Source organism: Mycolicibacterium sichuanense (genome assembly GCF_033741125.1).
In the GTDB taxonomy this organism is placed as follows: Bacteria; Actinomycetota; Actinomycetes; order Mycobacteriales; family Mycobacteriaceae; genus Mycobacterium.
Genome location: NZ_JAWQPU010000004.1, coordinates 172,850 through 191,938, shown reverse-complemented (window position 1 = coordinate 191,938; position 19,089 = coordinate 172,850). Strand labels below are relative to the sequence as shown.

Here is a 19,089-nt window from a genome sequence, read left to right as displayed (position 1 = left end):
GGTCAGGCGCCGGTGGCGACCGGCAGCACCAGTCTGAACGTCGCTCCCCCGCCGGGGGTCGGCGCCACCTCGACGCGTCCCCCGTGGGCCACCGCGGTCTCCCGCACCAGCGTCAACCCGATGCCGTACCGGGGCCGACCGGTGGTCGTGGGACCGCTCCCGTGCGAGAACCGGGTGAACAGGTCGGCGACCGCCTCGGGGTCGACTCCGACACCGTCGTCGCGGACCTCGACGATGACGTCCAGGTTGCGTCGCTCGACGTGAATGGTGACCACCCCGCCGCGATGTTCGTGGGCAAGCGCGTTGTCGACCAGAGACGTGATGGCACGACGGAGCGCGACCGCCGAACCGAGGACGGTGACGTCCGAGTCCTCGGGTTCCCGCGTCATGACGAGGGTCACGCCGGCGGACAGGGCGGGTTCGACCATGCTGGCGTGAACCTCGGCCGCGACCTGCGCGGCATCCACCCGGGCACGGGGAACCGCGCCGGCCGACATCGACGCCGAAGCCAGAAGGTCCTCGATCACCTCACTCAGCACCCTGGTGTCGGCGGCCAGAGCGTCGATCTGTTCCTTGGCCTGGTGGGCGTCGCCGTCCTCGAATCGACGAGCCAGCAGCTGAATCCTGGTGTGCAACAACGTCAGCGGCGCACGCAATTCGTGCGAGGCATCCGCGACGAACCTGCGCTGCAGCGCCAGCGCCTGGGTGAGCGGCCGAAGCGATCTTCGGGTCAGCAGGACTACCACGGCGATCGAGGCGAGGATGCCGGCCAGTTCCGCTGCGCCGAGCGCGAGGAGCAATCGACCACGGGCCTCCTCGAACGAGTTCATGGCCAGCAGCACGACGATTCGGCCCTCGGGCTTGTCCACGACCAGAACACGATTCGACGCACCGCCGACCCGGATGGCCGAGTAGCCCGCGGGCCGCGCGAGCAGCTCGGCAGAGGGAAGGTCCGGGGTGCTCTGCTGCACCCTGCCCGCCTGATCGCGCAGGACGATCTGCATACCCGGCGGGGGATCGACCGCGTCGTCGGCGGTGGCGGCCACCGCAGTCAGCTGATCGGTGATCTGCCGGTTCTGGACCCGGACGTCGACGGCGTACACGACCCCGCCGACCACCAGCAACACCCCGGCCAGCGCCAGCGAGGCCTGCAGCGCAGCCCTCCGCCCAGCCCGCCGAACGATGAGGAAGTCGTTGTCGGCGTGCGTCATTCGGCGCCCAGGCGGTATCCCGTACCGTGCACGGTGCGGACGATGCCCCTGCCCAGTTTGCGCCGCAGGTAGTGCACGTAGGTGTCCACGACGCCGGGGGTGTCGACGCCGTCGAACGCAGCGCTGAGCAACTGCCCACGGGTGTGGATGCGACCCGGTGCGGCCATCAGGACACCGAGCAGCGCCGCCTCCCGCTCCGACAGCTCGACGTCGGCCGCCAAACCCGGACGGCTGACGGTACGGGCGACCCTGTCCAGGCAGAGATCCCCGACGGACAACCGGGTACCGGCGTCGGTCCGTCGGACGAGCGCACGGACCCGGGCCAGCAGCTCGGGCACCTCGAACGGCTTGACCAGATAGTCCTGGGCTCCGGCGTCGAGGCCGGCAACACGGTCGGCGACCGCACCGCGCGCCGTCAGCAGCAATGCCGGCGTGGCGATTCCCCGCGATCTGAGCACCGCGACGAGCTCGGCGCCGTCCAGCACCGGCAGACCCCGGTCGACGATGAGTCCGGCGTATCCACCCGTCAGACCACGATGGAGTCCCTGCTGGCCATCGTGGACGACCTCGACTCGATAGCCCTCCTCCACGAACAATTCGCGCAGGAGCTCCGCAAGGGCCCGATCGTCCTCGACGATGAGCAGCGTCGGCGCCGCGGTGCTGTCGGCCACCCGACGAGCCTGCCACGCCAATTCTTCGAAGGCTGGAAGATTCGGCTGTCAGCATCGCCACATGGATTCACCCCGTTCGGGACTGCGCCGGGCGAGGGCTGCCTCGTGGGCGCTGGTCGGTGTCGGCGTCGCGGGCGTCGCGGGCGCCTCCTCGCTGGCCTACGCCGACACCTACAAGCCACCCGCGGTCACGGCACCCGTCGTCGCCATCGAGCCGGCGCCGGCGCTTGCCCCCGAGGCCCCGCCCGCCAGCAGCCCGGTCACCACCACCACCGACCTGGCTCCGCCCACCACCGACCTGGCTCCGCCCACCACCGACCCGGCTCCGCCCACCACCGACCCGGCTCCGGTCGAACCGGCACCCACCACGCACTGGACGCCGACGCCCGAGTACACCCCGTCGTGGACCACCGAACAGGCGCCCGCGCCGACGACGCCCGCCTCGCAACCACCCACCACCAGGCGCCGCCCCCTCGCACCCACCACGGTGATGGCCCCGAACTATTCGCCACGCATCACGATGTCGCACGGCTCGTGACCCCGCCGCCGACGATGGCGCCGATCCTGGCGCGCGAGCAGTGGCAGCGGTGGACCTGCGAGATGCAGATCGTCGTCACCGATCCCGACGCGTTGCAGACCGCGCGCCGCGAGGTCGACGACGAACTCGACGCCGTCGAAGCTGCCGCATCGCGCTTCCGGCCGGACTCCGAGGTCTGCCGGCTCGCCGCGGCGGCCGGCCTGCCCACCGAGGTGAGCGCCAAACTGGCAGACCTGCTGGACGCTGCGCTCACCGCGGCGCGGCTGACCGACGGTGACGTCGACCCGACGATCGGCGCCGCATTGGTCTCCCTTGGCGCCGACCCCGATCCGCGGTCCCTCGACGCTCGTCTCCCCACGGCACTCGCCGACTTCCCCCCAATCGTGTTCACCCCGACGTCGTGGTCGATGGTGACGCTCGAGGGCCGCGTCGTCACCGTGCCGCCGGGCATGTTGCTCGACCTCGGCGCCACGGCCAAGGCCGTCGCCGCGGACGAGTGCGCCAAGCGAGTGCACGCGACCACACGCGCCGGTGTGCTGGTCAACCTGGGTGGCGACATCGCCACCGCGGGGCCGGCCCCCAGCGGCGGCTGGCAAGTGGGAGTCCTCGATGCCACCGGTGAACCCGAGGGTTCGGTTGCCCTCCCCGCCGGTGCAGCGCTGGCCACCTCGAGCACGATTCGACGCCGCTGGCGACGCGGTGACGACGTTCTGCACCACATCCTGGATCCGCGCACGGCACGGCCCGCGAACCCGGTGTGGCGGACGGTCAGCGTCGCGGCCGCGACCTGTCATGCCGCGAACACCGTCTCCACTGCCGCGATCGTGCGGGGTTCGACTGCGCCGCAATGGATTCGGTCCCTTGGTTTGACGGCTCGACTGGTCGACCGCCATCGCGTGGTCCACTTCGTCGGCGATTGGCCGCCCGACCGGGAGCGGCGGAGATGACCAGCGAAGCGCTGTGGGCTCTGGGCCGCGGCACCGGAGTCACGGCCCTGATCTTCCTGACCGTGTCTCTTGCCCTGGGTATCGCCACCCGATCCGGCCGGCCAATCGGCGTGCTGCCACGTTTCGCCGTCGCCCAGGTGCACCTGGTGGCCGCGTTGACTGGCACCGCCCTGGTCGCGTCACACGTCGCGCTGCTGTTCTTCGATCCGTACGCCCAGCTGCGCCTGGTCGACTTCGTCGTGCCCCTCCTCGGCGCCTACCGGCCCCTCTGGCTGGGCTTGGGAACACTCGCAATCGACGTGCTGATCGTGCTCGTCGCCAGCAGTCTGCTGCGACATCGGCTGGGAGTGAGAACCTTTCGTGCCATTCACTGGATCTCCTACCTGATGTGGCCGATCGCCTTCGCCCACGCACTGGGCACCGGCACAGACACAGGACGGCCGTGGTTCCTCGCCATCGCCGGTTGCTGTGCGGTGAGCGTCGCCGCCGCACTGACGTGGCGGTTGCGGGCCGACTTCGTCGAATACGCCCAGACCCGTTCGGTGGCCGGCCGATGACGTCGAGTCGACTCCTGGCCGCGTCGGGACCGGGATTGCCGGATCACCACGCCCGGTTCGGCGTGCTGCCGGAGGGCTGCGCCGAGGGTTTGATCGGCTCGCTCGACGCCGCCGGCCTGCGGGGCCGCGGTGGTGCCGGCTTCCCCACCGGGCGCAAGATGGCCTCGATCACGGGACGCAGGGCGGTCGTCGTCGGCAACGGCGCCGAAGGCGAACCGCTCAGCTGCAAGGACGCGACGCTCGTGACGCACGCGCCGCACCTGGTGCTCGACGGCCTGCAACTCGCGGCGGCGGCGATCGGCGCGACCGAGGTCTACCTGTACCTGCCTAGGCGCGCAGTGCCAGCAGCCCGGTACGCGATCGACGAGCGCGCGGGAGCCGGGCTGGACCGCCATCGCGTGGTCGTCGTCGAAGCTCCCGACACGTTCATCGCCGGGGAGGAATCTGCCGCGATCCGGCGCATCGAGGGCGGCCGGGCCACGCCTCGTGACCGCGTCGTCCCGGCCTCCACCTCGGGCCTTCGGGGGCGGCCGACGTTGGTCAACAACGTCGAGACGCTGGCCCACGTCGCGCTGGTGGCCCGCTACGGGCCCCGTTGGTTCCGGTCGGTCGGCGACCCCGACGAGCCGGGGACGATGCTGATCACCTCGTCGGGAACCTCGCATCGGCCAACGGTGCTGGAGGTGGCGACCGGCACGGCGCTGACCGAGGTGCTGGCGCGAAGTGGTGCCGAGCACGTGGGAGCAGTCCTCGTCGGTGGCTACCACGGCACCTGGATCCCGGCCTCGGCCATTCCCCACCTGCGCCTGTCGCGCGCCGGCCTGGCATCGTCCGGGGCGACCCCGGGCGCGGGCATCGTGCACGTCCTCGCCGGTGACCAGTGCGGACTCGCCCGCACCGCCGACGTCGTGGCCTACCTCGCCGAACAAGCAGCCCAGCAGTGTGGACCGTGCCGCAACGGCCTGCCACTGCTGGCCCAGCTCTTCGACGACCTCGCCTACGGGCGGGTGGACGACTTCGTGCTCGACGAGATCGACCGCATCCTGGGCGTCGTCGACGGCCGCGGTGCCTGCCGTCATCCGGATGGCGTCGTCCGATTCGCCCGCAGCGCTCTGCGCGCCTTCGCCGGTGACGTAGCCGCCCATCGGGCCGGACGCTGCGCCGCTGTGCTTGCCGCGGTTCGTCGCACCGACCGGACTCCCGCGGAGCATTCCCGGTGACGCGCCACGAGGTGCGGCGCCTGCACGTCGACTGGACGCGATGCGACGGACGCGGATTGTGCACCGAGTTACTGCCCGGGCTACTCGATCGCGACGACTGGGGCTACCCCCTGACGCGCGATGGATCTCGCGACGTCGTCGTCCCCGCCGAACGAATCTTCGAGGCACGGACCGCCGTGAACCGCTGTCCGCGACTTGCGTTGTCCCTCATCGTCACTCCCCCATCCTGACCGGGCAGCGCCGCCCGATCCTCGTTCCACCGATCCAGAGGAGATAGTCCGTGTCGACGTTCAGTGGGCTTCCCGTCCACGCACTGCTGGTGCACTTCATCGTCGTGCTCGCCCCCCTCGTCGCCATCTTGGCGACGGTCTGCGCGGTGTGGCCGGTCGCCCGAAGACGCCTGGTGTGGTTGGTTCTCGGTCTGGCGCTGCTGGTGGTGGCGCTGACTCCGCTGACCACCGACGCGGGTGAATGGCTGGAACGACAGGTCGGGCCGTCGGCTCAGCTGCACCAGCACACCGAATTGGGCGACACGATGATCTACTTCGCGATCGCACTGCTCGTCGCGGCGGCCCTGATCGCGGGCATCCACGTGCGCGAGACCCGCGGGCACACGGTCGAGCGGACGGCATCGTGGGTGGTCGCGGCCGTCGTCATCGTCATCAGCATCGCCACGGCGGTGCAGGTGTACCGCATCGGCGACTCGGGCGCCAGGGCCACCTGGGGTGACACCGCTGCCGCCGTCAGCGCACCGACGTCTCCTCACCCGTGACGGATTCGATGTCACCGGCGGTGGTCACGAAGAGCTGTCGGGTGAGGTGCGTAAGGGCCCGCGCCACGGCCAGTTCCTCCCCGACCCGTTTCGGATAGCGGTCGTCGGGATCGATCGTCGCCTCTCCCACGCCCACCAGATCGGCCTTTCGCCAACGCATGTGAGCCTTGGCCTCGGTGCGGTCGGACTCGTGCTCGACGGTGATCCTCACATGGCGCGTGGTCACTTCGTGGTCACGATCGCGGTCATGATCGCGGTCGTCATCACGGTCGTGGTCGTGGTGGCTCATCGGGTTTCCCTCCGTTCACGCCATCGACTGTGCTCGCGGCATCGGTGCCACGCCAGGGTCGTTGGTCCCCGGTACTACCGGTGGCAGCGAATCCGAACGCGCCCGCACCTTCGAGGGGCGGCGGCGCGACCAACGGCACCCGCGGCGAGGGACTTCCTTCCCTATCGAGGGCGGTGCGCGAGTGATCGGATCGGATCGACGACGACGGTCCGGACGCGGACCTTCCCGGCTCGATACCACTGACGGGACCGCGCGGCCCGCCTCCCAGACCGCGTGAACATCCGCTAGGGAAGGAATCCGAACGATGAGCATTCAACCCGTCCGCGACACCGGTGCCGCGGTGTTCCGCAACCGTCACGAGGCCGGTCGCGTCCTCAGCGAACTCCTTGGCGCCTACCAGGGCCGCCAAGACGTCGTAGTGCTCGGTCTGGCGCGAGGCGGTATACCCGTGGCGTGGGAGGTGGCGCGCGCGCTGAACGCGCCAATGGACTGCTTCATCGTGCGCAAGCTAGGCGTCCCCGACCACGAGGAGTTCGCCATGGGAGCGATCGCCAGCGGCGGCCGGACGGTACTCAACGACGACGTCGTGCGTGGGTTGCACATCGATGCGCGCCAGCTGCGTGAAATCGCCGAACGCGAAGGCCGCGAACTGATTCGGCGCGAGGGCAGATACCGCGGCGGAAAGGCGCCCCTACAGTTGGCCGGCCGGACCGTGATCCTCGTCGACGACGGACTCGCCACCGGATCCAGCATGCTGGCAGCCGTGCTGGCGATCCGCGAGCAGGAACCGGCGCAGCTCGTGATCGCCGTCCCCGCCGCTCCGGAGTCGACCTGCCGCGAGTTCGCCGCCATCGTCGACGACGTCGTCTGCGCATCGATGCCGACACCGTTCACGGCCGTCGGGGCCTCCTACTGGGACTTCACCCAAGTCGGCGACGACGAGGTCGTCGAGCTCCTTGCCACCGCGACCGTGACGGCCAACCGCACCGCACCTCCGCGCCGCCGCGCCGCGGAGGCCATCCGCAACGTCGCCGTGCCCGCACCGCACGGCGTGCCCAGCACGGACGTGCTCGACCAGGTGATCGGCGACGCCCGGGTGGTGCTCATCGGGGAGAGCTCGCACGGCACGCACGAGTTCTACCGGGCCCGTGCCGAGATCACGCAGTGGCTGATCGAGGAGAGGGGTTTCACCGCGGTTGCCGCGGAGGCCGACTGGCCCGACGCCTACCGCGTCAACCGCTTCGTCCGCGGCCTCGGCGGTGACCGCACCGCGGACGAAGCCCTCAGCGGTTTCGAACGCTTCCCGGCATGGATGTGGCGCAACGTCGTCGTCCGTGACTTCGTCGAGTGGCTACACGGCCACAACGAGACCCAGCGGCGCGAATCCCGTGCGGAGGCCGGCTTCTACGGACTCGATCTCTACAGTCTGCATCGTTCGATGGGGGCCGTGGTCGACTACCTCGACACAGTCGACCAGGTCGCCGCGGCCCGGGCACGGCGGCGCTACTCCTGCTTCGATCACGTCTCGGGGGATGACGGCCAGGCCTACGGTTACGCCGCGGCATTCGGAGCCGGAGAATCCTGCGAACGCCAGGCCGTGGAGCAGCTGATCGAAATGCAACGCGACTCCCTGGCCTACCTCCGACGCGACGGCACCCGGGCCGAGGACGAGTTGTTCGACGCGCTGCAGAACGCGGCGACCGTGCGCGACGCCGAGGAGTACTACCGCAGCATGTTCGGCGGCCGCGTCGACTCGTGGAATCTGCGCGACACCCACATGGCCGAAACCCTCGACGCCCTGCTGGCCCACCTCGACCGCGACGGCGAGCCAGGAAGTTCTCGAATCGTGGTATGGGCGCACAACTCTCACGTGGGGGATGCGCGGGCCACCGAAGTCGGTGCCGACGGTCAGCACACCCTCGGCCAGCTGGTCCGCGAGCGGCATGGGAACCAGTGCCGCCTGCTCGGGTTCAGCACCTACCGGGGGACGGTGACGGCGGCCAGCGAGTGGGGTGGTGCGGCCGAGCGAAAGACGGTGCGGCCCGGCCTGCCAGGGAGCCTGGAGGAGTTGTTCCACGAGTGCGAGGAGCCGGCGTTCCTCGTCCGGATGGACGACGGTCGATCCGCCGACGCCGCGGAGGTACTGGCGGCCGTACGGCTGCACCGCGCCATCGGGGTCATCTACCGGCCAGAGACCGAACGCCACAGTCACTACTTCCACGTTCGGCCAGCCGACCAGTACGACGCGCTGACCCACATCGACGTGACGAGGGCGCTGACGCCGATGGAGCCGACGGGCCTCTGGATCGAAGGGCAGACGCCCGAGACCTATCCCAGCGGTCTCTGATTCCTGGCGACCCGCCGATCATTCCGGGGACCGCAGGACCAATGCCGCGCCAGGAGGGACCTTTGCCCCTGATCGCCGGCGCCCCGGTGGCCTTACCGTCGTGGTGACCACCGAGACCACCCTGGAGCAACCACATGCGCGCGACCTCTCCGCCGTCGCCTGCCGTCATCGTCGGCATCGATGGATCATCCGAGGCGGTCGCTGCGGCGCTCTGGGCGATCGATGAAGCGGTGGAACGCGATCTCCCCCTGCGCCTGCTGTATGCGATCGAACCTCAGGGTTCGCCGGCCGTCGCCGGAAACCGTTCGCTCAGCCACGACTTCGTGACTGCGGAGGCGGCCATCCGGCACGCCTCGATGGCCGTCGAGTCGACCGACCGGCCGGTCAAGCTCGAGATCGCCATCGTGCAAGCCCGCGCCGTGGACGCCCTCGTCGAGGCGTCGACGTCGGCTGCCTTGATCTGCGTTGGCGCGCTCGGCATCAACGACGTCGGAGGCAAGTCCAAGGGTTCGGTGGCCGCGGCAGTCCTGGCCAAGGCCCGCTGCCCGGTGGCCATCGTCCGGAAGGCGCGGCCCTCGTTGCGCGAGAGTCGGCCCATCGTCGTCGAACTCGACGACGCGGTCGCCTGCCCCGAGACCCTCAGTCAGGCCGTCGCCGAAGCACGGCTCCGGTCGGCGCCGCTACGGGTGCTGTCCGCGCAAGGATCGCGGGGCGGTGATGCGCCGACGCCGCTGGAATCTCAGTTGGACCGATGGCGTCGCACCGAACCGGGTCTCGACATCCGGGCCGTCGAGGACGACGCCGGTGAATACCTGGCCCGCCACGGCGAATCCATCCAGCTCGTCGTGCGGGGCGTTCGGCCCGGCCAGACCATCCGCGAGCCCTCCGCAGCCGACCGCGGTGCCGTCCTCGACACGCTGACGTGTCCCGTCCTGTTCTCCGGAAGCGATGCGCAATGACCTACGACAGGCACAATGGTTATCGAAACGACAGCCAGTCCACCGACGTGATGAGGCAATCACGGCCGGGGCGGCGCGACGGCACCCGGGAGGGCGTAGCGATGGTGACGGTATTCCTCGTCGACGATCACGAGGTGGTGCGTCGCGGCCTGATCGACCTGCTGAGCGCCGATCCCGAACTCGACGTCATCGGCGAGGCTGGATCAGTGGCCCAGGCCATGGCTCAGATCCCGGCATTGCGACCCGACGTCGCGGTCCTCGACGTGCGGCTCCCCGACGGCAACGGCATCGAGCTGTGCCGAGATCTGCTGTCCCGACTTCCCGACCTGCGGTGCCTGATGCTCACCTCGTTCACCTCCGACGAGGCGATGCTCGACGCGATCCTCGCCGGTGCCAGTGGCTTCGTCGTCAAGGACATCAAGGGGATGGAACTAGCGCAGGCGATCAAGAACGTTGGCGCAGGCCGTTCCCTGCTGGACAACCGAGCCGCCGCGGCCCTGATGGCCAAGTTGCGCGGAGCCGCGGAGCGCTCGGATCCGTTGTCCGGCTTGACCGAACAGGAGAAGGTGCTGCTCGACCTCCTCGGCGAGGGATTGACGAACAGGCAGATCGCTGCGCGAATGTTCCTGGCGGAGAAGACCGTCAAGAACTACGTCTCGCGCCTGCTGGCCAAGCTCGGCATGGAGCGGCGCACGCAGGCGGCGGTCTTCGCGTCGAAGCTGGAACGGCCGTCCAAGCCCGACGGCTCAGTCTGACGGCCACGTCCGCGCCGCATCGCCTTCCGGTTCCGGCCCGAACGTGAAGCGCCGGCCCGTGACGCTCAGCGGCCGGATGCGGACGTAGTGCTGCTTGGTGGTGGCAGTCCACGGCAGGAGTTCGGCTGCTTCCGCGTCGGCCAGGTCCTCGTCGGTTCGGACCACGCGCGCCGCCCCCTTGACGATGACGCTCCATCCCCCGCTGGTGTCGTGGTCGTCGATCTCGAACAGGACGCGGTCGTTGATCGCCGTGCTGACGAGCTTGGTGCCCTCGGCCGTCCGAAACAGGATGGTGCGGTGCTGCACGGCGAAGTTGACCGGAAAGATCTCGGGATGACCGTCGACGCTGGTGACGAGCCGCCCGAGCGCGGTGCTCGCAGCCAGTTCCCAACATTCGGTCTCGGACATGATGCTGATGGGTTGAGACGTGATGACCATGGGCCAGACGCTATGCCGATGGGCCATCGTTCTCCGGAGGCCTAAGTCACAGATATCGGGATCCAAAGACCCCTCGCTCGCCACGGGGCGACTATCGTCGTCGGCAAGGTTGGGACCTTCGAGCCCGCATCGATGGCCGACTCCGGGTGTCGATGCGGCGGATGGGAGCGGTGCGGTGACCGACGACCGGCAATACGAGCGGATGCGAACGGGTCGCGGCTTCATCGCGGCGCTCGACCAGAGCGGTGGGTCGACGCCAAAGGCCTTGGCGCTCTACGGCATCGACTCGGAGGCTTATTCGTCCGAGACCGAGATGTTCGACCTGATGCACCAGATGCGCTCACGCATCATCACCTCCCCGGTGTTCGGCGGCGACCGAATCCTGGCCGTCATCCTCTTCGAGCAGACCATGGACCGCGAGATCGATGGCACTCCGTCGGCGACCTATCTCTGGGAGCACGAGGGCATCGTGCCCTTCTTGAAGATCGATAGGGGGCTCGCCGAACCCACCGACGGTGTGCAAACCATGAAACCCATTCCGGCACTGGACGACCTGCTCGACCGGGCGGCGGGCAAGGGGATCTTCGGCACCAAGGAGCGTTCGGTGATCGGCGCTGCCGACGTCGCGGGCATCACGGCGGTCGTCGACCAGCAGTTCGAGCTCGCCGAGCGCGTCGCGGCGCACGGGCTGATTCCGATCCTCGAACCGGAGATCACCATCTCGATTCCCGACAAGGCCGCCGCCGAGGACCTCCTGCTCGAGGTGATCACGGGACATCTCGACGGACTTCCCGCCGACCGCCACGTCATGCTCAAACTGTCCCTGCCGACCGTCGCCGATCACTATCGTCCACTGATCGAGCATCCCGGGGTGCTGCGGGTGGTCGCCCTGTCCGGGGGCTATTCGCGCGACGAGGCGAACGCACTGCTGGCCCGCAATCACGGCCTGATCGCCAGTTTCAGCCGCGCCCTGACCGAGGGGCTGTCGGTCGGCCAGACCGACGCAGAGTTCGACGCGACGCTCGACCGCTCGATTCAGTCCATCTACGACGCCTCCGTCGCGGGCTGAGCATCGTTTCGCCCGTGGACGGTCACCCCGTTGGCTCGGCAGCCCCGCCGACGGGGGCTCGCTTGCGCAGCCGGTGCTTGTGCCGATACATCTCCGTATCTGCCTGTCGCAGCAGCACTTCGACGTCTTCGGCGGGACCCCAGGTCCAGCCGACGGAGGCCGTGAGCCGGGTCGTCGGCGTCGTGGGATAGTCGGCGGTGAGCGCGTTGCCCAAGGCAGCTGCCAGCGACGCGACTAGGTCCGAATCGGGGGCGTCGGGCACCAGCACGATGAACTCGTCGCCGCCGAGGCGGTAGGCGGTGTTGGGCGCCTCGACCACCTCGAGGAGCAGCCGTGCCGCGTGCACCAGGACGCCGTCACCCGCGAAGTGGCCGTAGTTGTCGTTGACGGCCTTGAAGCCGTCCAGGTCGACGAAGATCACTCCTACCGACACGTCGGCGATGCGTCGGTACCGATCGGCGTGCTCGCTCAGCGCATGCCGGTTGTGCAGGCCGGTCAGCGAGTCGGTGAGCGCCAGTCGCGCAAGTTCGGCCTCGGCGCGTCGACGCGCGGTGACGTCCTGGAACTGCGCCACGATCACATCGTCTCCGCCATGCTCGCCCGGCACCAGGACGGCCGTGCGCTGCATCCAGATCGTCTTCCCGTCCCGTCGGACGTAGCGCCGCTCGGAAGCGAATTGCTCTACTTCTCGGGCTTGCAGGCGCTTCAGTTCCCAGTCCGCTTCCGGTCGGTCGTCGGGGTGGATCACGTCGAGGAAGTTCCGCCCCATCAGCTCCTCGGCTCGGTAGCCGAGCAGCGTGCACAGCGAGGGGTTGATGTGCAGCGTCACCGCCGAGGCCGTGGTGACCACCTTTCCGAACGGAGCGTTGGCCATGCCGATCTGAAATAGCCGCCATGCGTCGTCCCTGGCGTGTTCGGCCTCCACCCGAGCGGTGACGTCGGTGACCTGGACGCAGAAGCCACGCACCTCGCCGTCGACGATGTCGGGGAGATACGACGCCTGGGTGTGACGCGTCACCCCGTGCCGGTCGATCAGCGTCCGTTCGAACAGTTGCTCCCGGCCGGCCAACGCACCCTCGATGTAGGGCAGATTGAGCTGGTAGACGGCTTCGCCGAGCACCTCGCTGATGTGGCGTCCCCGCGCCTCGGCCGGCGTGACGCCGAAGTACTCCAGGTACGCGTCGTTGGCGAAGACGTTGGCCAGATCGCGATCCCAGTAACCGATCAGAGCGGGAAGGCGATTGAGCAGCGCCAAGAGCCGACGAGTCTCTTCGGGCGACGGCGCGCCCAATGACGCGCTTGGGTCTGACGCGAAGCTCACCCCGGCTGACAACCCGTCGGCACCCGCGCGGCGACGTGGTCATCGCGCGTCGGCGACATCACCACCGGCGTTCCTTCATTCGACATCGACAGCGAATGTACCTACCGAAGCACCTACGGGCAGCTCGACTCGCGCTTCGTCGGCCAACGGCACCGATTCGTCAGATTTGGACGAGGCTCGGCCCGTACTGCCGCACACCGTCAGGTCGTGACGGCGTGCGGTACCTCGATGCTGTTCTCCTGCACGATCACGGGATCACCGACGTTGACCGTGTTGAAGTACCATTCGGCATCCTCCGGGCTCAGGCTGATGCACCCGTGGCTGACGTTGTCGTAGCCGAGCGAGTTCACCGCCCACGGCGCCGAATGCACGAAGAGGCCGCGGCTGGTGATGCGGACGGCATAGTCGACGTCCATCAGGTAACCGTCGGGAGCGTCGACGGGGATCCCGACGCTGCTCGAATCCATCTTGACCGTGCGGTCCTTGCCAAGGACGGTGTAGGTACCAACCGGCGTCGGGTAGTCCGGCCGTCCCATCGAAGCCGGGAAGACACCGGCCTCACCCCAGTGGGGTCGGTGGTGCGGTGCCGGCAGCGAAGACGGTGGGCCTGCGTCCACACCGTCGATGGTGACCGTGAACGTGTGCTCGGAGAGGTTGGCGACACCGACGACGGCGGGCCCGGTGGCGAAGTCCATCGCCATGCCGCGGACCGAGATGCCGATCTTCCGGTGGGCGGGCCAGAAGCGGTCCGGGACCCATTGCACGACATCGTCTTCGAGCCACTCGTACTTGCCCGTCATCGCAAGGTTGGACTCGACGTCGATGGCCCGCTCGGCTGCGCGACGGTTGGCGACCGGGCCGCGGAAGGTCACCACGACGGGGTGTGCCACGCCGACTACCTCACCCGAGGACGGCGAGACCGACGCGATGGCCGGGCCTTGGGCATCACTGGCCGCGGCCATCCCGTTACCGGCGGGACCCGTGGTCACGAGCACCGTGACCCCCAGGGTCGCAAGAACACACCGCAGGACCTGACGCATGGCTCCCGTCTTCCTCGATCTACACCGTTGTCAATGACTGATGGCGCCATCGAGGCTCGATGTGCCCATGCACCTTCATGTTTCGATCAGTCCCCGCCGAACAGGTGCGACGACGGGGACGTCCGCGACTAGCCCGTGGGGCCAGGAAGGATCGGCTGACCCGAGACGGGCGCTCCGGCCGGGGCGGGATTGATCGGGTCGCCCTTGCCGCCGAGTCCGCCCGACATCTCGACGAGCGGGGCTGCGAGCGGGACGGGGGCGGCCGCCGCGACGATGGGTGCGCCGACGGGAACCGGTGGCACGCCAACGGGAACCGGCGGCACGCCGACGGGCACCGGCGGCACGCCAAGGGGAACCGGCGGGACCGCAACGGGAACCGGCGGGATGGCCGCGGGCGGCGGGCCGGGGAATGCCAGAGGAACCCCCGCCATGTCATTGATGGGAGCACTCGCGGTGCAGATGGGCGCAGCGCCAGCGCCAGCGGCAGCGGCCGGCGCGCCAGCCACACTGCCTGCCGACGACTCAGCGCACGCCTCACCACCGGTGAGCAACGGAGCGGCCGAAGCGCCCGGACTCAACGCAATCGCGACCCCAAACAACCCAACGCCGGCAGCTACCACCCCGATGTTGAATCGACCACAGATCGTCATAGACGTTGACTCCTTCATTTCCGCCCGAACGACCGCTTTCCCGGAAGTCGGAGCACAACCAGCGTCGCCACTCGACGACGTCGTCAATATCAGCAGCAACTTCGACTGCGCGCCATAGCGCGGAGCACTCCGTGCCCAAATGGTTACGGGTTTGAATCCCATCGTCGTCATTTACCCCCGAATAGGTGGTTTCGGCGGTCTCGATGGCCCGCTGCGATGGTTTCGACCTTCCGGGCTGATCTTCGCGAGCCGCTTCGCTCGGGCTGCCGCCACCGAGGCGGGAGCGTCTAGGAATGACTCCTGAAAATCGTTGCAAGAAACAGTGATTCATTGACGTCGGGTGGGTACCCCCGGCACCCATGCCAACCCGGTAGTGCTAGCACCACCCCGGTTTTGGGGGCTGGCCATGGCGACCGGGGGTGGCGTGGCCGACAGGATCGAGATGTTCCACAGACCACCTCGACCACACCAGGAGTGCACCATGAACGCCAGGATCGCCCTCGCCGCACCACTGCTCACCGCTGCGCTGCTCGGCGGCTCGATCGTCGGAGCCACCGTCGTCGTGCCCGCCGTCCTGCTCGCCGACGGACCCACCTCGACGGCATCCGACCCCGTCGGACCCATCTCGGGCATCACCGGCGCTCCGGTGGGAGACGCCCGCTACGGCGAAGACCCACTGGTGCCCTTCGGCACCGATCCGGGCGTTGCCGTGACGCCGGGTTACGTCAACCGCAATCACGACGAGGGCGTCACCAGCAATGGGGAGGTCGACCTTCCGTTCTGACCCAGTCCCGCAGCAAACCGTCTCAGTCGCGGGGTGACGTGCGAGTGCGCGCCAGCAGCGCCTCGTACGCCGCCCGCCCCCGCGCGAAGGTGGCGGCGTCGCCGCCCTGGTCGGGGTGGTGACGGGAGGCATGACTGCGCCACGCCCGGCGGAGCTGCGCCGCCGTGAAGGGTTCAGTCAGACCGAGGACGACGGCGGGATCCGTCGGCGGTGCGGGGAGCTCCGGCAGCCCCATGGTGGGCTGCGCGGCCGTGGCCTTCTTCGAGGCAGCCTTCTTCGCGGAGGCCTTCTTCGCGGCCTTCTTGGCCGGCACCTTCTTGGCCGGCGCCTTCTTGGCCGGCGCCTTCTTGGCCGGCACCTTCTTGTTGGCCTTCTTGGCCGGCACCTTCTTCGCCGGAACCTTCTTGGCCGCCTCGTTGACGGCACTCCCGCGTGCGACCAGTTCACCCATGGCTCATCCCTATCTCGTCTGGCTGGGAGTCGGCTGATCCCGGCCGAGTGATCTGGCCGGACCGCGCGAGCGGTCGGGCCAGATCCTCGACGTCACCGTCCGGTCGTCTGACCGTCACCACCACGCTCGGCAGGCAGCGGCGGGGTCTGCGGAGCCGGGTTGTCCGGGTTGGCCGACCGAGGAGTACCGGGCTGGCCGGGGGCCACCGGCGCCTGCGCACCCCCGGGCGGTGGCGGGGTTTGCTCCCCGGGAGCTGCCGGTGGGCCGTCCGGCCCGCCCGCCTCGGGACCACGAGGAACCGCTCCCGGACGCGGAGGCGGTGGCGGGCCACCCGGTCCACCTGGCCCGGCAGGTCCGCCCGGGCCACCGGGCCCCTGCGGTCCAGCGGGACCCTCCGGCCCGTTTGGGGGTGGTGCGTGGTGTCGGTGCCCGGGTGGTGGCGGCCCGTCGGGCCCCGGTCCCCCACCGTCGTCGAAGGCCCCCGGCGGCCCACCGGGCAGCGCACGGTCGGCGGACGCCGGGACCGCCCCGGTACCGACCGTCAGCGACATCATGGGATGCGCACCGACGGTGAGCCCGCCGAGCAAGCCGACGAACAGCCCGACTGCCGCCGCACCGATGGCGACACCGACGGGATGGCGGCGCGCCGGAGCGGTGACGGTCGTCCACCGCCCCGAGCGCTCCACCGGAGCCGGCTGCGGCGGTTGGTGGATCTGCGCGGTGTCTGCGTCCCCATCGGTTTCGTCACCCGAAAGATCTTGTTTGCGTTCGTCGTTCGTCATTCGTTGACTCCCATCGTTGCCGTGCTTCGGTAACCGCGACGGTAGCCAGCGAGCATGAAGTGAACCTGAAGAGCAGCGTCGAGACGGAGTTCTTCATCCTGGCTTCAGGCAGGGCAGGCCAGAATGGCTTCATGACCGCCAATGCCGACACCGATCGATGCCAGGCGCGGGTCTTGGTGGTCGAGGACTCCGAGGCGATCCGCGAGATGGTCGTCGAGGCGCTCGGCACGGCGGGATACGTCGCCGAGGGCGCCGTCGACGGCACGGGGCTGGAAGACGTGCTCGAGGGCTTCCGGCCCGACCTCGTCGTGCTCGACGTGATGTTGCCTGGCCGGGACGGGTTCGCCCTGGTCGACGTCGTCCGCGACTGGGGCGAGGTGGGCATCATCATGCTCACCGCCCGCGACGGGTTGCCCGACCGGCTGCGCGGTCTCGACGGCGGCGCCGACGATTACGTGGTCAAGCCCTTCGAACTGTCCGAGGTGCTGTCCCGCATCGGCGCCGTCCTCCGTCGCCGCGGCCGCATCCCCGCCACCGTCCAGGTCGGGGACCTGCTGGTCGATCGCGGTGCCGGAGTCGCGACCCGGGCGGGCAACCGACTCGACCTGACGGCGACCGAGCTCAAACTGCTCGACTTCCTGCTCGACCAGCGCGGTCGTACCGTCAGCGCCAACCAGATCCTCAACGCCGTCTGGGGTTACACCTCCTACGACGACAATCTGATCCACGTCCACATCAGCAGTCTTCGCCGCAAACTGGAGGCGCACGGACCCCGCATCCTGCACACCGCGCGCGGCATCGGATACCGCCTGCAGGCCCCGCGCTCGTGACGACGCCGGACCGCACCGCCACACCGTCGCTGCGTCTACGGGTCGTCGTCGGCGCGTTGGGCCTGCTGGCCGTGCTGCTGGTGCTGCTGGGGGTGACGATCGACCTGCTGATCGGCGCCCAGGCCCGCCGCGATCTGCACGACCGGGTGATGGCCAGCGCCACCCGGGCCGATGCGCTGGCTGCCGCCGGTACTGCACCCACCCAGCTGGCCGCCGAGCTCAACGGAGGTGGCATTCGCGCGCTGCTCGTCGAGCGCGACGGCCAGACCTACGGCGACCCGGCAGTAAGCCCCTACCTGTCAACTGGTTCCATCGAACCGCCACCCCCTCCGGCACCGCCGCCCCCTCCTGGCGGGGCCCCCGGCCAACCGAAACCGAGGCCCCCACACGAGGCGACCGCCACGGTGATTACCCACCCGCTCCCCGGCGGGGGCCGAATCATCCTGGTGGCCGACACCACGTCGACCACCGCGCTCCTCGAGCAGCTGCGCATCGTCATGGCGGTGTCCGGCATCGGGGTGCTCATCGTCGCGGCAGCCGGCCTCGCGTTCGTGGTTCGTGCTGCCATGCTCCCCCTGGACCGACTCACCGCCGTCGCCGCGTCCATCACCGCGGGCGATCGTGGCCGCCGCTTGCGACCGGACCGTCCCGCCACCGAATTGGGCCGGGCCGCAAGTGCATTCGACACCATGCTGGATGCCCTGGAATCCTCCGAAGGCCGGGCCCGCAGTGCCGCCGACGCCGCCGCCCGGGCCGAGGCGGCGACGCGCAGCTTCCTCGCCGATGCCGCCCACGAACTCCGTACGCCGATCGCCGGCATCCAAGCCGGTGCCGAACTGATCGCGTCGGCGGCCACCCAGCGCGACGATGATCCGGCCTCGGCGCAGCAGCGTCATCGCGCCGAGCTCGTCCTCGGCGAAGCCCGCCAGGCCGGGAGGCTGGTCGGCGACATGCTCGACCTCAGCCGCATCGACGCCGGACTACCCCTCGACCTGCAGGAGTGCGATCTGGTGGGCGTGGCCGCTACGGAGCGCGACCGCACCGCGCTGCTCGCTCCGTCGATTCAGGTGTCGCTCACCGGAGTGCCCTCGCTGCGGGTGTCGGCCGACCCGAATCGGGTCGCCCAGATCTTGGCCAACGTCACCGACAACGCGCGCCGGCACACCCCCACCGGCGGCACGATCACCATCGACGTCAGCCCCGGACCGACCGGCGCCACCGTCACCGTCACCGACAGCGGCCCCGGCGTGCCCGAGGAACAGCGCCTGCGGATCTTCGAGCGGCTGGTTCGGCTCGACGAGGCCAGGGCGCGCGATCGCGGCGGTGCCGGTCTGGGACTGCCGATCGCCCGCGCGCTCGCTCGCGCCCACGGCGGTGATCTGGTCTGCCTGCCGAATTGCCCCGGTGCCCGCTTCCAGCTGCGGCTGCGAGGGTGACCGGCGTCACCACGGGCGAGGT

At 69.5% G+C, this 19,089-nt stretch carries 22 protein-coding genes; 13 read left to right on the top strand and 9 right to left on the bottom strand.

What is annotated here, in order from left to right; translation table 11 throughout:
• Positions 1-2: 2 nt before the first annotated feature.
• Positions 3-1,211, bottom strand: a complete 1,209-nt coding sequence (locus SBI80_RS14275) for a sensor histidine kinase (protein ID WP_318975441.1) — start codon at positions 1,209-1,211, stop codon at positions 3-5.
• Positions 1,208-1,882, bottom strand: coding sequence for a response regulator transcription factor (locus SBI80_RS14270; RefSeq protein WP_318975440.1), 675 nt, complete (start codon positions 1,880-1,882; stop codon positions 1,208-1,210). The genes SBI80_RS14275 and SBI80_RS14270 overlap by 4 nt, the downstream gene beginning before the upstream one ends.
• Before the next feature lie 61 nt (positions 1,883-1,943).
• On the opposite strand from SBI80_RS14270, the gene SBI80_RS14265 reads away from it, so the two are divergent.
• The 6 genes from SBI80_RS14265 to SBI80_RS14240 are packed head-to-tail and all read left to right on the top strand — an operon-like array spanning position 1,944 to position 5,916.
• Positions 1,944-2,420 (top strand): hypothetical protein, encoded by a 477-nt coding sequence (locus tag SBI80_RS14265; protein WP_318975439.1) that lies wholly within the window; start codon positions 1,944-1,946, stop codon positions 2,418-2,420.
• Positions 2,417-3,367, top strand: a complete 951-nt coding sequence (locus tag SBI80_RS14260) for an FAD:protein FMN transferase (RefSeq protein WP_318975438.1) — start codon at positions 2,417-2,419, stop codon at positions 3,365-3,367. Before SBI80_RS14265 ends, SBI80_RS14260 begins: the two co-directional genes overlap by 4 nt.
• Positions 3,364-3,924 (top strand): ferric reductase-like transmembrane domain-containing protein, encoded by a 561-nt coding sequence (locus SBI80_RS14255; protein WP_318975437.1) that lies wholly within the window; start codon positions 3,364-3,366, stop codon positions 3,922-3,924. The genes SBI80_RS14260 and SBI80_RS14255 overlap by 4 nt, the downstream gene beginning before the upstream one ends.
• Positions 3,921-5,144: an NADH-ubiquinone oxidoreductase-F iron-sulfur binding region domain-containing protein gene (locus tag SBI80_RS14250; RefSeq protein WP_318975436.1), complete on the top strand. Its 1,224-nt coding sequence runs from the start codon at positions 3,921-3,923 to the stop codon at positions 5,142-5,144. The genes SBI80_RS14255 and SBI80_RS14250 overlap by 4 nt, the downstream gene beginning before the upstream one ends.
• Positions 5,141-5,374: a ferredoxin gene (locus tag SBI80_RS14245; protein ID WP_318975435.1), complete on the top strand. Its 234-nt coding sequence runs from the start codon at positions 5,141-5,143 to the stop codon at positions 5,372-5,374. Before SBI80_RS14250 ends, SBI80_RS14245 begins: the two co-directional genes overlap by 4 nt.
• 50 nt (positions 5,375-5,424) lie before the next feature.
• Positions 5,425-5,916, top strand: a complete 492-nt coding sequence (locus SBI80_RS14240) for a DUF2231 domain-containing protein (protein WP_318975434.1) — start codon at positions 5,425-5,427, stop codon at positions 5,914-5,916.
• On the opposite strand, the gene SBI80_RS14235 is transcribed toward SBI80_RS14240, so the two are convergent.
• Positions 5,888-6,205 carry a dsRBD fold-containing protein gene (locus SBI80_RS14235; protein ID WP_318975433.1) on the bottom strand — a complete coding sequence of 106 codons (318 nt, stop codon included), beginning with the start codon at positions 6,203-6,205 and terminating at the stop codon, positions 5,888-5,890. The genes SBI80_RS14240 and SBI80_RS14235 overlap by 29 nt on opposite strands.
• 304 nt (positions 6,206-6,509) lie before the next feature.
• Here SBI80_RS14235 and SBI80_RS14230 point away from each other — a divergent pair, with 304 nt between their 5' ends.
• The 3 genes from SBI80_RS14230 to dosR all read left to right on the top strand — a co-directional run bounded on the left by SBI80_RS14230 (position 6,510) and on the right by dosR (position 10,266).
• Positions 6,510-8,552 (top strand): erythromycin esterase family protein, encoded by a 2,043-nt coding sequence (locus SBI80_RS14230; RefSeq protein WP_318975432.1) that lies wholly within the window; start codon positions 6,510-6,512, stop codon positions 8,550-8,552.
• 134 nt (positions 8,553-8,686) lie between these two features.
• Positions 8,687-9,511, top strand: a complete 825-nt coding sequence (locus tag SBI80_RS14225; RefSeq protein ID WP_318975431.1) for a universal stress protein — start codon at positions 8,687-8,689, stop codon at positions 9,509-9,511.
• A gap of 101 nt (positions 9,512-9,612) precedes the next feature.
• Positions 9,613-10,266: a hypoxia response regulator transcription factor DosR/DevR gene (gene dosR, locus SBI80_RS14220; RefSeq protein WP_318975761.1), complete on the top strand. Its 654-nt coding sequence runs from the start codon at positions 9,613-9,615 to the stop codon at positions 10,264-10,266.
• Here the strand turns inward: dosR and SBI80_RS14215 are convergent.
• A complete protein-coding gene (locus tag SBI80_RS14215; protein WP_318975430.1) occupies positions 10,258-10,704 on the bottom strand; it encodes a pyridoxamine 5'-phosphate oxidase family protein in 447 nt (148 codons plus the stop codon). The two genes, dosR and SBI80_RS14215, sit on opposite strands and share 9 nt — an antisense overlap.
• A 175-nt stretch (positions 10,705-10,879) precedes the next feature.
• Here SBI80_RS14215 and SBI80_RS14210 point away from each other — a divergent pair, with 175 nt between their 5' ends.
• A complete protein-coding gene (locus SBI80_RS14210) occupies positions 10,880-11,773 on the top strand; it encodes a fructose bisphosphate aldolase (protein WP_318975429.1) in 894 nt (297 codons plus the stop codon).
• A gap of 22 nt (positions 11,774-11,795) precedes the next feature.
• On the opposite strand, the gene SBI80_RS14205 is transcribed toward SBI80_RS14210, so the two are convergent.
• The 3 genes from SBI80_RS14205 to SBI80_RS28240 form a co-directional block, all read right to left on the bottom strand.
• Complete coding sequence (locus tag SBI80_RS14205; protein ID WP_318975428.1) at positions 11,796-13,094, bottom strand: PAS domain S-box protein; 1,299 nt, start codon at positions 13,092-13,094, stop codon at positions 11,796-11,798.
• A gap of 200 nt (positions 13,095-13,294) precedes the next feature.
• Positions 13,295-14,134, bottom strand: a complete 840-nt coding sequence (locus SBI80_RS14200) for a L,D-transpeptidase (protein ID WP_318975427.1) — start codon at positions 14,132-14,134, stop codon at positions 13,295-13,297.
• A gap of 128 nt (positions 14,135-14,262) precedes the next feature.
• Positions 14,263-14,565, bottom strand: a complete 303-nt coding sequence (locus SBI80_RS28240; protein WP_413232722.1) for a hypothetical protein — start codon at positions 14,563-14,565, stop codon at positions 14,263-14,265.
• 700 nt (positions 14,566-15,265) lie between these two features.
• Between SBI80_RS28240 and SBI80_RS14190 the strand changes: the two genes are divergently transcribed.
• Positions 15,266-15,568 (top strand): hypothetical protein, encoded by a 303-nt coding sequence (locus SBI80_RS14190; protein WP_318975425.1) that lies wholly within the window; start codon positions 15,266-15,268, stop codon positions 15,566-15,568.
• A gap of 22 nt (positions 15,569-15,590) precedes the next feature.
• On the opposite strand, the gene SBI80_RS14185 is transcribed toward SBI80_RS14190, so the two are convergent.
• On the bottom strand, positions 15,591-16,019 hold the full coding sequence (locus SBI80_RS14185) for a hypothetical protein (RefSeq protein WP_318975424.1): 429 nt from the start codon (positions 16,017-16,019) through the stop codon (positions 15,591-15,593).
• 92 nt (positions 16,020-16,111) lie between these two features.
• On the bottom strand, positions 16,112-16,801 hold the full coding sequence (locus tag SBI80_RS14180) for a hypothetical protein (RefSeq protein ID WP_318975423.1): 690 nt from the start codon (positions 16,799-16,801) through the stop codon (positions 16,112-16,114).
• A 131-nt stretch (positions 16,802-16,932) separates the two neighbouring features.
• Between SBI80_RS14180 and SBI80_RS14175 the strand changes: the two genes are divergently transcribed.
• Complete coding sequence (locus tag SBI80_RS14175) at positions 16,933-17,631, top strand: response regulator transcription factor (protein ID WP_318975422.1); 699 nt, start codon at positions 16,933-16,935, stop codon at positions 17,629-17,631.
• Positions 17,628-19,067, top strand: coding sequence for a HAMP domain-containing sensor histidine kinase (locus SBI80_RS14170; RefSeq protein ID WP_318975421.1), 1,440 nt, complete (start codon positions 17,628-17,630; stop codon positions 19,065-19,067). Before SBI80_RS14175 ends, SBI80_RS14170 begins: the two co-directional genes overlap by 4 nt.
• Positions 19,068-19,089 lie beyond the last annotated feature (22 nt).

Coding starts and splice junctions, on each gene's coding strand:
- SBI80_RS14275 (WP_318975441.1), bottom strand. CDS start 1,211: ATGACGCACGCCGACAACGACTTCCTCATCGTTCGGCGGGCTGGGCGG.
- SBI80_RS14265 (WP_318975439.1), top strand. CDS start 1,944: ATGGATTCACCCCGTTCGGGACTGCGCCGGGCGAGGGCTGCCTCGTGG.
- SBI80_RS14255 (WP_318975437.1), top strand. CDS start 3,364: ATGACCAGCGAAGCGCTGTGGGCTCTGGGCCGCGGCACCGGAGTCACG.
- SBI80_RS14250 (WP_318975436.1), top strand. CDS start 3,921: ATGACGTCGAGTCGACTCCTGGCCGCGTCGGGACCGGGATTGCCGGAT.
- SBI80_RS14235 (WP_318975433.1), bottom strand. CDS start 6,205: ATGAGCCACCACGACCACGACCGTGATGACGACCGCGATCATGACCGC.
- SBI80_RS14230 (WP_318975432.1), top strand. CDS start 6,510: ATGAGCATTCAACCCGTCCGCGACACCGGTGCCGCGGTGTTCCGCAAC.
- SBI80_RS14225 (WP_318975431.1), top strand. CDS start 8,687: ATGCGCGCGACCTCTCCGCCGTCGCCTGCCGTCATCGTCGGCATCGAT.
- dosR (WP_318975761.1), top strand. CDS start 9,613: ATGGTGACGGTATTCCTCGTCGACGATCACGAGGTGGTGCGTCGCGGC.
- SBI80_RS14215 (WP_318975430.1), bottom strand. CDS start 10,704: ATGGTCATCACGTCTCAACCCATCAGCATCATGTCCGAGACCGAATGT.
- SBI80_RS14200 (WP_318975427.1), bottom strand. CDS start 14,134: ATGCGTCAGGTCCTGCGGTGTGTTCTTGCGACCCTGGGGGTCACGGTG.
- SBI80_RS28240 (WP_413232722.1), bottom strand. CDS start 14,565: ATGGCGGGGGTTCCTCTGGCATTCCCCGGCCCGCCGCCCGCGGCCATC.
- SBI80_RS14190 (WP_318975425.1), top strand. CDS start 15,266: ATGAACGCCAGGATCGCCCTCGCCGCACCACTGCTCACCGCTGCGCTG.
- SBI80_RS14185 (WP_318975424.1), bottom strand. CDS start 16,019: ATGGGTGAACTGGTCGCACGCGGGAGTGCCGTCAACGAGGCGGCCAAG.
- SBI80_RS14180 (WP_318975423.1), bottom strand. CDS start 16,801: ATGACGAACGACGAACGCAAACAAGATCTTTCGGGTGACGAAACCGAT.
- SBI80_RS14175 (WP_318975422.1), top strand. CDS start 16,933: ATGACCGCCAATGCCGACACCGATCGATGCCAGGCGCGGGTCTTGGTG.